Genomic DNA, 13,260 nt, shown 5'->3' on the forward strand with positions numbered 1-13,260 from the left:
TTAAAGAAACTACAATTGTAATTTAAGCAATTACACCACTTCCTAGAATTTCATCATTTATATGCCAAGCTACAAATTGTCCTTCTGTAATGGCAGATTGCGGGTGCTCAAATACTACATACATGCCGTCTTTGAATTGATGTAAAGTCGCTTTTTGTAAAGGTTGACGATAACGAATTCGTGCCATTACTTCCATTTTTTCACCTTCTTTCAAGGCTAAATCTTCTCTTATCCAATGTATTTCATCATTTGCAATAAATAGTGCTTTTTTAAACAAACCTGGATGTTGGTTTCCTTGCCCTGTATATACAATATTCTTTTCAACATCGGTTTCAATAATAAATAAAGGTTCTTTTGTTCCTCCAACATTTAAACCTTTACGTTGTCCTTTTGTAAAGTAATGAGCACCTTGATGTTTGCCCATAACTTTTCCTGGCACTTTTGAATAATCAATTCTTCTTGATTCGAATGCAAATTCTTCTTCTTCGGAATTGAATTGAGGTTGTTCTTGATGATATATTTCAGCTTCTGCTGGAATTTCTATAATTACACCCTCTTTTGGCTGTAATTTTTGTTGTAAAAACTCAGGCAAACGTACTTTTCCTATAAAACAAAGTCCTTGCGAATCTTTCTTTTCAGCAGTAATCAAATCTAATTTGGCTGCAATTTCCCGAACTTCAGGTTTGGTTAATTCACCAATTGGGAATAACGCTTTCGAAAGTTGTTCTTGCGATAATTGACAAAGAAAATACGATTGGTCTTTGTTTCCATCTTTTCCTGCTAACAATTGAAATACTTCTTTCCCATCTTTTTCAATAGTTCCTTTACGACAATAATGTCCCGTTGCCACATAGTGAGCTCCAAGAGACATGGCGATTTTCATAAAAACATCAAACTTAATTTCTCGGTTACACAATACGTCAGGATTTGGAGTTCTACCTTTTTCGTATTCGTTAAACATATAATCAACGATTTTCTCTTTGTATTGTTCCGACAAATCAACTGTTTGAAATGGAATTCCTAGTTTTTCGGCTACTAATAAAGCATCATTGCTATCTTCTAACCACGGACATTCATTAGAAATTGTTACCGAATCATCATGCCAATTCTTCATGAATAACCCAATAACTTCATATCCTTGTTCTTTTAACAAATAAGCGGCAACACTCGAGTCTACTCCACCCGAAAGTCCTACTACTACTCTTTTCATTTATTCTTGTCCTCCTTTTTCTTTTTTTAAATCTTCAAGTGTTTTTGAAACTTCTTTAGTATTTCTTTGTTCGTATTTTATCAATTCTTGACTAAACTTTGCTGCTTTTACTTGTTTGATAACCTTATTATTTTCATAAAATTTCCAAATTCCAACTCGTTTCCCGTTTAGATAATTACCCTCATACATTTTATTACCTAAACCATCATAATAATACGCTGGACCATCATAAACATTATTTTTATAAATTTGAGAATCAATTAATTCACCTTTTTCTGAGTACGTTTTTGAAGCTCCTTCTTTGATACCTAATTTATAATTAGTTTCTTCTGCAATCGTTCCATCCTTATAAAATACTTTTCGAACACCGTCAAGTTTACCGTCTTTGTAATATTCTTGCGACATCAATTGTTTCGACTCGAAATGATAATATTTCCATTCACCTACGGGAAGTTTATTTACCAATTTCCCTTCACTTACTTTATTTCCTTTTTGATCATAAAAAACCGCATAACACGAACCATCACCTTTAGAAAAATCTCTTGTTGCAATTACAGTTCCGGCTTTTGTATCATCAAAATACTTAAAAATACCCGTTTCTTTTCCATGATTGAAAGTTCCTTCATATCGAATTCGATTTGATTCTTTATGTGTACCTCTCCATAATCCGTGACGATTTCCTTTATCGTCTAGTTGATTGACTTTATCTTGTGCAATAACAAGCAAATTTCCTAAAAATAAAAACACAAAAAATAATTGCTTCATTTTTTAAATTTTGTTTAATTAATTAATTACTAATTACCTGTAAAACAATGAGAAAATCAAATATTAGACCAAATACATATTAAACAAAAAATAAATAAGCGTTAAATGTGAGGTAAAATCGCATTTATTATTTTTTTGTTTGTTTAAAATTTTATAGTTTTGGTTAAACAAAAAATAAATCCCTATGAAAAACTTTGCAAAATTAATGAAATTAACATTACTAGTTGTTACATCTACGTTAATGTTTTCTTGTTCAGATGACGATAGTTCATCTCAAAAAAAATCAATTACTGATATTGCATCAGAAAATCCTAATTTATCAGTTCTAGTTGATGCTTTAAACCGAGCTGGACTATCTGAAACACTAGATCAGAGCGGTTCATATACCGTTTTTGCACCAACCAATCAAGCTTTCTTAGATTTTTTAGATGTTAATGGATTTGAATCACTTGATGATGTTCCTATTCCTACCCTAACACAAGTACTTTTAAATCATGTTGTTAATGGAAGAAATTTATCATCTGGACTCACAACTGGTTATGTCAAGACTTTAGCTAAGGGTAGTGCTTCATCTACAAATACATTAAGCATGTTTATTAACACTGCTTCAGGTGTTAGATTAAACGGAGTATCTAGTGTAACTTCCACTGATATTATTGCTAATAATGGCGTTATTCACGTAGTGGATGCAGTAATTGGATTACCTACAATTGTAACACATGCAACTGCAAATCCAAACTTCAGTACTTTAGCTACATTATTAACACAACAAGAGTTAGTTGGAACTCTTAATGGAACAGCAAGTTCTCCATTCACTGTTTTTGCCCCATTAAATAGCGCATTTGATACCGCAACACTAAATTTATACAGTGGATTGAATGCAACACAAAAAACTGCTGTATTAACCTATCATGTTGTTCCTGGTGCCAATGTTTTATCTAATGCAATTCCATCAGGTCCAATAACTACTTTTGAAACTGGAACTTTTACAATTTCAGGAACAGTAATTACAGATGAACAAAACAGAACAACTAACATTGTCGCAACTGACGTACAAGCTTCGAATGGTGTAATACATGCTGTAAATAAAGTATTATTACCAAACATAAATTAATTCGTTTCTATTAATAAAATTGCTATGAACAAAAACGCTTTCCTATGGAAAGCGTTTTTTTATGTTCCTAATTCAACAGCTCTTGCATTTGCGGCTTCAATACCTTCAATTATATTTTCTTTAAGTTTCTTTTGACTAAAAACAGTCAAAGCGGCCTCTGTAGTTCCACCCTTTGAAGCGACACGTTGAATCCAAGCTTCGTTTGACAATGTACTTCTATTTTGCAATTGTACCGAACCTAAAAATGTTTTACTTACCAGAAAATCAGCTTCAGACGCTGAAAAACCTAATTTAATAGCTGACTCAATCATAGCTTGCATAAAATAAAACACATAAGCAGGTCCGCTTCCTGATATGGCTGTGGCTGCATTTAGCATTTCTTCTCTTTCGATATAAATCGATTTTCCTGTAGTGTTAATTAAATTCTGAACAATGAACAGTTCTTTTCTATCCACAGCATTTGAAGCGCAAAAAACGGTCATTCCCTCACCTATTTGTGTTGGAATATTTGGCATAGAACGAACAATTTTAGTAACTCCTAATTGCTTTTGCATCATATCAATTGAAATTCCAGCCATAACCGATAAGACAACATGTTCAGGATTTAAAAACGCTTTTATTTCAGACGCTAATTGTTTGAAATCTTGCGGTTTTACAGCTAAAATTAAAATATCTGATTCGAAGATTTGGGGATTTGGTTCTGTGTAACAATTGGTTGCATCAATTCCGAAACTATTCTTTTCTTCGATTTTTGTTTTGTTCAAAATTAAAACATCTGAAGTTCCTACAAATCCCGAACTCATAAAACTATTGGCATAGGTTTGCCCCATATTACCAAATCCGATAATCGCTATTTTCATTACTCGTGTAAAAAAGAAACCCTGTCGTTTAGACAGGGTTTATATTTAGATAAAATTATTTTTTCTTTTGTGCGGCCTTTTGAGCTTCTGCTTGCTCCATCATTTCGCGCATTTTTCTTTGGAATTTACTTTCCTTTTTCTCTTTGGTTTTATTCTCCTGAATTTGAGCGTGAATTTTGTCTTCTTTCACAATGTAGTTTTTAATAACCAACATAATACCAATAGTAATTAAGTTAGAAATAAAGTAATACAAACTCAATCCAGACGCATAATTATTAAAGAAGAACAACATCATTAATGGGGAAATATAAATCATAATTTTCATGATTTTACCCATATCTGGCATACCTTCTTGTGGTGGTGTACTCATCGCTTGGTCACCTGTTGTCATTTTCATGTAGAAGAAAATTGCTATAGAAGCTAAAATTGGGAACAAACTCACGTGACTTCCATAAAATGGAATATGGAAAGGCAATTGATAAATGCTATCATAAGAAGACAAATCGTCTGCCCATAAGAATGATTTTTGTCTTAAATCGAACATCGATGGAAAGAACTGAAACAACGCATAGAAAATAGGCATTTGCATCAAAGCTGGTAAACATCCTGCCATAGGATTCACGCCAGCTTTAGAATACAACTTCATTGTTTCTTGTTGTTTCTTCATTGGATTGTCTTTGAATTTTTCATTCAATTCTGCAATTTCAGGACGTAAAACCTTCATTTTTGCTTGTGACAAGTAGGATTTATAAGTAACTGGCGACATTACAATACGAACTAAAATCGTAAACAAAACAATCGCAATTCCGTAACCAATTCCTAAAGCAGAAATAAATCCGAAAACTGGGATAAAAATGTAACGGTTAATCCATCCGAAAATTCCCCAACCTAATGGCATGATTTCGTCAAGATTTTTATCGTAACCATTTAAAATTTCATATTTCGCTGGACCATAATACCAATTCATATTATAGTTTAAAGCGCCATTTTTAAATTCTAAAGGGACTTGAGCGGTGAAATTTTTAGTAAAAACGGTGTCAACTTTTTCATCATCAACTAAATTATCTGATTTGAATTTAGCTGTTTTGAATTTTGTATCTGTTAATAAAATAGAGGTAAACAAATGTTGTTTGAAAGCGATGTAAGAAACGTCATTAGCTTCATCTTCAGAATCTTTTGCAGCGTTTAAATAATCGTCTTTTCCATCTTCATATTCGAAAACTAACTCAGTATATCTGTTTTCATACGAAACACTTTTCTCGTTTCTGTATGATTTTAGTTGCCATTCTAAATCCAATGGTTTTGAAGTATCTACTACTTTTTCTAATCCTTGAGAACGAATAGCAAAGTCTAACATATATTCGTTAGGTTTCAATACATAACGATATTCTAAAAATTGATCTGGACCCGCTTTTAACTGCATCGTTAAGACTTGATTTTTACCCTCAGTAGTTAACTTAGGTTCAAAATACATGTCTTTTGTATGCAAGGTTCTGTTATCCGTTGTATTTAAAGCAATGTCTAATGAAGCATTGTTATCTTTAATAATTTGAACTGCTTTTTTCGAATTTTTCTCAAATTGATCAAATCCTAAAATCGTTGCCTCTGTAATGTAACCACCCTTGTTCGAAATTTTAAGCGATAAAACTTCATTTTTAATTTCGGTAACAGCATCAGTAGCTGATGGAAGTGTTGCAGAATATCCAAACGAACCTAATTGCGCTTGAGCTGCAGCATTTTTAGTAGAATCTGCTACTGGCGTTGCGGCAACAGTAGAAGTTACGGTTTTAACTTCTTTGGCTTGTTTTTCAACTTGCTCTTTTTTCTCTTTTTCCTTTAATTCTTCTGGTGTTGGAGCGTTAGAATATAACATCCAAATTAAAATTCCAGAAATCAATACAAATCCGATAATCGAATTAAGGTCTAATTTTTTTTCTTCCATCTAATTATTAGTGTTCAGTCCCGATAGTTATCGGGAGTATTAAGTTAACAACTTATTTATTCTTATGTTGTACAGCAGCGGCTACAAAACTCACAAAAAGTGGGTGCGGATTAGCGACTGTACTTTTATATTCAGGATGGTATTGAACGCCGATAAAGAAAGGATGTGTAGGAATTTCAACAATTTCTACCAACTTCGTATCTGGATTTACTCCTGAAGCTACTAATCCTGCTTTCTCTAATTCGTTTAAATACGCACCATTGAATTCATAACGGTGACGGTGGCGCTCCATAATCTCTGTTTTGCAATAGATTTTTTGTGCCAACGTATTTTCTTTTATGCTACATTTCCATGCGCCCAAACGCATAGTTCCTCCTTTATTTTCAATATTCTTTTGCTCTTCCATTAAATTAATAACTGGATGAGCAGTACTTTCATTCATTTCGGTTGAATTGGCATCCGCATAACCTAAAACGTTACGTGAATATTCAATTACTGCCATTTGCATTCCCAAACAAATTCCGAAAAACGGAATGTTATTTTCTCTTGCATAACGAACCGTGTCGATTTTTCCTTCAATTCCACGACCGCCAAAACCTGGTGCAACAAGTATACCATCTAAATCTTTCAACTGACTTTCTGCCGAATTGGCATCTAAATACTCCGAATGAATCGAAATGACATTCACTTTTGTCTCATTAGCCGCTCCAGCATGAATGAACGCTTCTAAAATCGATTTGTAAGAATCTTGCAATTCTACGTATTTTCCAACCAAACCGATGTTTACTTCGTGCTTTGGATTTTTCAATCTAAATAAGAACTCGTTCCAGTTATTTAAATCTGGAGTATTTTTTTCTGGTAAATCTAATTTCTTCAAAGCTACTCTATCCAATCCTTCTTCCAACATTAAATTTGGAACTTCATAAATAGTAGACGCATCAATCGATTGAATTACCGCTTCTTTTTTCACATTGCAGAACAACGCTAATTTCTGACGTAAATCTTGCGACAATTCGTGTTCTGTACGACACACTAAAATATCCGCTTTGATTCCGCTTTCCATTAAGGTTTTTACTGAATGTTGTGTTGGTTTCGTTTTCAATTCTCCGGCAGCAGCCAAATATGGCACTAACGTTAAATGAACAACGATTCCGTTATTTTCACCTAATTCCCAAATCAATTGTCTAACTGACTCGATGTAAGGCAATGATTCAATATCTCCAACAGTTCCTCCAATCTCAGTAATTACAATATCATAATCACCCGATTTTCCAAGTAACTGCATGCGTTCCTTGATTTCGTTTGTGATATGAGGCACCACTTGAACCGTTTTTCCTAAAAATTCTCCTCTACGCTCTTTTTCAATAACCGAAAGATACACTCTTCCTGTAGTTACGTTGTTCGCTTGAGAGGTAGGAACGTTTAAAAAACGCTCGTAGTGACCTAAATCCAAATCCGTTTCGGCTCCATCGTCTGTTACATAACATTCTCCGTGTTCGTAAGGATTTAATGTTCCTGGGTCTACGTTGATGTATGGGTCAAACTTTTGAATGGTCGTTCGATATCCTCTGGCTTGCAATAATTTGGCTAACGAAGCTGCGATAATTCCTTTTCCTAATGAAGAAGTCACACCTCCGGTAACAAAAATGTACTTAGTTTGGTTCATTGTGTTGTTGTTGTGTTGTTGTTGCGATAACTATCTTTTATCTGTAATAAAATCGTGCAAAGATAATACTAATTAGTCAATGTGCCAATTAGTCGATGTATCAATTTTGTAATTAAATTGTAAACAATATTCTATCCAACAACGAAAAGTCAAAATATTTAATAAAACGAAATTTTAGAGCCACGGATTACACAGATTAACACGGATTAATAATTTTAAACTGTATAAATATTTTATTTTTTTGAGAAGTTTCTTGTGATATAAACAAAACTTTACAAACAAGTATCACACAGATTAACAAAAGGTAATCCGTGAAAATCCTTTAATCTGTGGCAAAAAAAATTACTTTTTTGGAAAGTTTCTGCGGATGTTTCGAACGAGTTCTTCTAAGCCGTTTAGCTTGAGTTCATGGACCAATTTTAATTGTTCGCCTAATTGCCCTTTTGGGAAACCTTTATTAGCATACCAAACCACATAATACTCTGGAAGGTCGATTAAGTAATAGCCTTCGTATTTGCCAAATGGCATTTTAGTGTGTGCGAGTTTGATGAGGAGTTCGTGGTTGGTCATTTTTGAGAGGATAGAAAAAAGAGAAAAGAAGAAAGACTTTTTAAAACCGTCTATATCCTTTTCTCTTTCATCTTTGTTCTTTTATCTATTTACTTCCAATTAAAAACAATTTCTTTTTTAATATCAGGATGTAAACTATAAAAAACAGGACAAGTCATGGCTGTTCTTTCCAAAATAGTTTTTGTTTTTTCGTCGGGGTTGATGGAGAAATGGAAAGTTACGTGAATTTCTGTAATTCTTCTTGGTTCGGTTCCCATGATTTTGGTTACTTCTGCTGTTGAACCTGAGAAATCTACGTCTAAATCGCGCGCTTTGATTCCCATAACGGTGAACATGCAACTGGCTAATCCATTGGCAACAGTGTCGGTTGGAGAAAAAGCTTCTCCTTTTCCGTTGTTATCAAGTGGTGCATCCGAAATAATTTCTGAACCCGATTGTAAATGTATCGAAGAGGTGCGTAAATCACCTAAGTAGGTCACTTTTGAAGTTGCCATTATTGTGCTTGTTTAATCGTTAAATCGCTGTCGTAATACAATAAATACGTTGCGTTATTGGTAATCATTCCGTTGTTTGAACTATAATCAAATGCGTTTTCAATATATTCTGTTTTGGTTGTTGCTGCTGATTTTACAAAACCTTCTGGTTGGCAAATACGCAACATCGCATCAAAAGTTACATCAAAACCTTTTTTAGCCGCAGCGTTTGGATATATATTGTTGATTTTCTTGAATTGCTTCTCAAAAATCTTCTCTTCAGGAGTTTCCGCTACTTTAGTTGTAGAAGGGAATAACAATTTCAAATCGGTTAAATTTTTCATTGGAATTTCCTCAAAATTCAACGCATCATACAATTCGAAAACCGCTAACTGAATATCGTATTCTTTTTGTAATCCTTTTAAAATATTGGTAATATTCAAAATGGTACTGGCTTTTTCAATTTCCATCAACACAAAATTCTTTTGTCCTTTTACCAATTGTGTTTTCAAAAGTACCACATCTAAAGCGCCTTTATCGTTAAATGCTGCATGCTTCACTTCGGGATGATTCGCCGAAATATATTCTTTTGAAGTCATTTTCTTTGAACTGATAATTGCTACTACATTTCCATTTTTCTCTTTGAAATAGTTAAACATCGAAGCTTTCAATAAATCTTCTGAGGGAATCGAGTAATATAAATTATCCATTGGTAAACCGCGTTCTTTTGACAAAGGCGATATCACGGGAACATTATATTTTGTTAACAATTGTGCCGTTGTTTCTACAATTGATTTTTGAAATGGTCCCACTACAACATCAACATTTTCAAAATTATTTTTTGAAATAATAGAAGCTACATTGGATGAATATTTCGTACTTTCTACATCGTAAACCTTAATATTTACAGGTAATCCCAACACTTTTGCGGAATCAATCGCCATTTGAGCACCAGCGTAAAAATCTAAAGTAAGGTTTAAGAATTTATTCGTTTTTAATTGCTCTGTTTTGGTTTTAACCGAATCCGTTTCAATTTTAGCCATGTTGAAAGGTAATAACAACACCATGTTTTTTTGTTTTGATTTATCTACCGAAGCTATCAAATTCACTTTATTTTTAGCTACTAAAACTGAATCTTTAGTTCTTGAAACAAAAGCTCCTGTTCCGTTAGATGGTACTTTTAAAATCATTCCAATTTTCAAACCGTCTTGTAAATCGGGATTTAATTTAATTAATTCTTCTTGATTAATATCGAATTTTTTACACAAACTGTAGAGTGTTTCTTTGGGTTGCACTTCATAATTCGATTGTCTTGGTTTAACAACCCATTTTGGCTTAACCTCTGTTTCAGAAACGGTTGAAGTTTTTACTTGTGATACCGTAGGTTTTGAAACAAATATTTGCTGTCCTTTCTTCAAACCTAATGCTAAAGTAGACTTGTTCCATAGTTCTAAATCAGCAACTGCTACATTATACTTTTTTGCAATTCCGTAAAGTGTTTCTTTTTCTCCCACTTCATGAATTATAACTTTTCCTGTGGATGGCTTTGGAATTAATAAAGTTACATTTTCTTTAACACCTTCCTTTGCATCTGGATTCAAACGATAAATATCGTATGGCGTTACTTCATATTTTTTAGCAATTTGAAAAACCGTTTCTCCTTTAGCAACCACGTGCTTTATTTGTGCCTGAAGCTGCAAAGTAAAAACTTGAAATAAAGAAATAAGAAAAACTATTCTTTTCATAATACTCTTAACCATTTAAAAATAAAAAAATTTCAATAGCAATTTATATTGTAAAAATAGAATAAAAATACTTGCTATTGAAATTTATATATTGAATTAAAATTTATTTTATTCCCATTCTATCGTTGCAGGCGGTTTCGAACTGATGTCATACACCACTCTATTTACACCTCTAACGTTATTTATAATTTCATTAGAAATCTTCATTAAAAACTCATACGGTAAATGTACCCAATCCGCTGTCATTCCGTCGGTTGATTCTACTGCACGTAACGCTACTACTTTTTCGTAGGTACGCTCATCGCCCATTACTCCTACGCTATTTACTGGTAATAAGATGGCTCCTGCTTGCCATACTTTATCGTACAAACCGTGTTCTTTTAATCCGTTGATAAAAACCGCATCTACTTCTTGTAAAATAGCTACTTTTTCTGGTGTAATATCGCCTAAAATACGAATTGCTAATCCTGGTCCAGGGAATGGATGACGACCTAATAATTCTTCGTCGATTCCTAAACTTCTTCCTACTCTACGAACCTCATCTTTGAATAACATTCGTAAAGGTTCTACTACTTGCAATTTCATAAAATCAGGCAATCCACCAACGTTATGATGCGATTTAATTGTTGCCGAAGGTCCGCCAGTAGCCGAAACCGATTCAATAACATCAGGATAAATCGTACCTTGACCTAACCATTTTACATCGGTTAATTGGTGTGCTTCATCATCAAAAACTTCAATGAACGCTTTTCCAATAGCTTTACGTTTTGCTTCTGGATCATCTAACCCTGCTAAAGCACCCAAAAAGCGTGCCGAAGCATCTACTCCTTTTACATTTAAGCCCATTCCTTTGTACTGATTTAGTACATTTTGGAATTCGTTTTTACGTAATAATCCGTTATTTACGAAAATACAATATAAGTTTTCTCCAATTGCTTTGTTTAATAAAACCGCTGCTACAGTTGAATCTACACCACCCGAAAGTCCTAAAACTACTTTATCGTTTCCGATTTTAGCTTTCATTTCGGCAACTACTTCCTCTACGAAAGCATTTGGTGTGAAATTTTGAGGCACTTTTGCAATTTTCACTAAGAAATTTTCCAACATTTGTTTTCCATCTACAGAATGATAAACTTCTGGGTGGAATTGAATTGCATAAGTCGTTTCCCCTTCTATTTTATAAGCTGCGTTCTCCACGTCTTTTGTACTGGCAATCATTACACCATTTGTTGGCAATTTCTTGATTGAATCCGAATGTGACATCCAAACTTGGCTATTTTCAGAAACACCTTCTAAAAACACTTCGTTTTCTTTGATGTAAGAAAGGTTTGCTCTTCCGTATTCTCTTGTGTTGGAAGCCGCTACTTCTCCACCTGAGAAATGCGCTAAATATTGTGCTCCGTAACAAACGGCTAACAATGGTAATTTCCCTCTAATTTGAGATAAATCTGGATGAAGCGCTTCTTCAGAACGAACTGAGCATGGACTTCCGCCTAAGATTACGGCTTTGTATGATGATAAATCTGCTGGAATTTTATCGAATGGAAAAATCTCGCAAAAAATGTTTAATTCTCTTACTCTTCGGGCAATTAATTGGGTGTATTGCGAACCGAAATCTAAAATTAATACGTTGTGTTGCATTTTATTGTTGTTATGTTGTAAATTTTAATTTCATTAAAAACAGAAAGACAAGTCATGACTTGTCTCTACAGATTAATATTCAAACGTTCCGTATTCGGATGTAATCGTTAATTTCTTGCTATCTGATTTTTCAACTCTTCCAACGATTTGTGCGTCGATGTTGAATGATTTTGAAATTTCTATGATTTCTTGTGCTACTTCAGCAGGAACGTATAATTCCATACGGTGTCCACAGTTGAATACTTGGTACATTTCTTTCCAATCCGTTTTAGAATTTTCTTGAATCAGTTTAAATAATGGTGGTACTGGAAATAAATTATCTTTAATCACGTGAACGTTATCAACGAAGTGAAGCACCTTTGTTTGTGCACCACCAGAACAATGCACCATTCCGTGAATTTGATTGGAATTGTATTTTGATAGAATTTTTTTGATAACTGGCGCATACGTTCTCGTTGGAGAAAGCACTAATTTTCCGGCGTCAATTGGACTATTTTTAACAGCATCTGTTAATTTAGTTTGACCTGAATACACTAATTCGTTTGGAACAGAAGCATCAAAACTTTCTGGATATTTTTCCGCTAAATATTTGGCAAAAACATCATGACGAGCCGAAGTTAAGCCGTTGCTTCCCATTCCGCCATTGTATTCTTTTTCGTAAGTAGCTTGACCAAAAGAAGCTAGCCCTACAATTACATCACCCGCTTGAATATTCGCATTATCAATCACATCGGCGCGTTTCATGCGAGCTGTAACGGTTGAATCTACTATGATAGTTCGAACTAAATCACCTACATCGGCAGTTTCACCTCCAGTGGAATGAATAGTAACTCCGTGATTTTTTAATTCGGAAATCAATTCTTCTGTTCCGTTGATGATGGCTGAAATGACTTCGCCTGGAATTAGATTTTTGTTTCTTCCGATTGTGGATGAAAGTAGAATATTATCGGTTGCTCCCACGCATAATAAATCATCAATATTCATGATTAAAGCATCTTGAGCAATTCCTTTCCAAACCGAAATATCGCCAGTTTCTTTCCAATACATATAGGCTAAGGAAGATTTGGTTCCTGCGCCATCAGCATGCATAATGATGCAATATTGGTCGTCGTTTGTTAAATAATCTGGGATGATTTTACAAAATGCTTGTGGAAATAAGCCTTTGTCGATGTTTTTGATAGCTTGGTGCACATCTTCTTTAGAAGCCGAAACTCCTCTTAAATTGTAGCGTTTGCTCGTATCAGAACTCATGAATGTAGTGTGTTGTTGTTGTG

At 33.9% G+C, this 13,260-nt stretch carries 11 protein-coding genes; 1 reads left to right on the forward strand and 10 read right to left on the reverse strand.

The features are described 5' to 3' along the window. Positions 1–22: 22 nt before the first annotated feature. Together mnmA and Q0075_RS09345 are read right to left on the reverse strand one after the other, a co-directional pair. A complete protein-coding gene (gene mnmA / locus Q0075_RS09340) occupies positions 23–1,210 on the reverse strand; it encodes a tRNA 2-thiouridine(34) synthase MnmA (protein ID WP_297869287.1) in 1,188 nt (395 codons plus the stop codon). Continuing rightward, the gene (locus Q0075_RS09345) at positions 1,211–1,975 is read right to left on the reverse strand and encodes a hypothetical protein (protein WP_297869288.1); all 765 of its coding nucleotides are present in this window, start codon (positions 1,973–1,975) and stop codon (positions 1,211–1,213) included. Positions 1,976–2,159: 184 nt separating this feature from the next. Between Q0075_RS09345 and Q0075_RS09350 the strand changes: the two genes are divergently transcribed. Continuing rightward, positions 2,160–3,089, forward strand: a complete 930-nt coding sequence (locus Q0075_RS09350; protein ID WP_297869289.1) for a fasciclin domain-containing protein — start codon at positions 2,160–2,162, stop codon at positions 3,087–3,089. Positions 3,090–3,148: 59 nt separating this feature from the next. On the opposite strand, the gene proC is transcribed toward Q0075_RS09350, so the two are convergent. From proC to Q0075_RS09390, 8 genes are all read right to left on the reverse strand, one after another. Next, positions 3,149–3,949 (reverse strand): pyrroline-5-carboxylate reductase, encoded by an 801-nt coding sequence (proC, locus tag Q0075_RS09355; RefSeq protein ID WP_297869290.1) that lies wholly within the window; start codon positions 3,947–3,949, stop codon positions 3,149–3,151. Between the two features lie 55 nt (positions 3,950–4,004). Beyond that, on the reverse strand, positions 4,005–5,891 hold the full coding sequence (gene yidC / locus Q0075_RS09360; RefSeq protein WP_297869291.1) for a membrane protein insertase YidC: 1,887 nt from the start codon (positions 5,889–5,891) through the stop codon (positions 4,005–4,007). A 52-nt stretch (positions 5,892–5,943) separates the two neighbouring features. Then, on the reverse strand, positions 5,944–7,557 hold the full coding sequence (locus tag Q0075_RS09365; protein ID WP_297869292.1) for a CTP synthase: 1,614 nt from the start codon (positions 7,555–7,557) through the stop codon (positions 5,944–5,946). Between the two features lie 342 nt (positions 7,558–7,899). Beyond that, positions 7,900–8,127 (reverse strand): DUF3820 family protein, encoded by a 228-nt coding sequence (locus Q0075_RS09370; protein ID WP_291108712.1) that lies wholly within the window; start codon positions 8,125–8,127, stop codon positions 7,900–7,902. 89 nt (positions 8,128–8,216) lie between these two features. Next, positions 8,217–8,621: an OsmC family protein gene (locus tag Q0075_RS09375; protein WP_111565601.1), complete on the reverse strand. Its 405-nt coding sequence runs from the start codon at positions 8,619–8,621 to the stop codon at positions 8,217–8,219. Next, positions 8,621–10,345: a LysM peptidoglycan-binding domain-containing protein gene (locus tag Q0075_RS09380; RefSeq protein WP_297869293.1), complete on the reverse strand. Its 1,725-nt coding sequence runs from the start codon at positions 10,343–10,345 to the stop codon at positions 8,621–8,623. The genes Q0075_RS09375 and Q0075_RS09380 overlap by 1 nt, the downstream gene beginning before the upstream one ends. A gap of 108 nt (positions 10,346–10,453) precedes the next feature. Then, positions 10,454–11,986, reverse strand: a complete 1,533-nt coding sequence (gene guaA, locus Q0075_RS09385) for a glutamine-hydrolyzing GMP synthase (protein ID WP_297869294.1) — start codon at positions 11,984–11,986, stop codon at positions 10,454–10,456. Positions 11,987–12,058: 72 nt separating this feature from the next. Beyond that, on the reverse strand, positions 12,059–13,237 hold the full coding sequence (locus Q0075_RS09390; protein WP_297869295.1) for an AIR synthase related protein: 1,179 nt from the start codon (positions 13,235–13,237) through the stop codon (positions 12,059–12,061). Between the last annotated feature and the right edge of the window lie 23 nt (positions 13,238–13,260).

The organism is uncultured Flavobacterium sp., assembly GCF_937967675.1.
In the GTDB taxonomy this organism is placed as follows: Bacteria; Bacteroidota; Bacteroidia; order Flavobacteriales; family Flavobacteriaceae; genus Flavobacterium.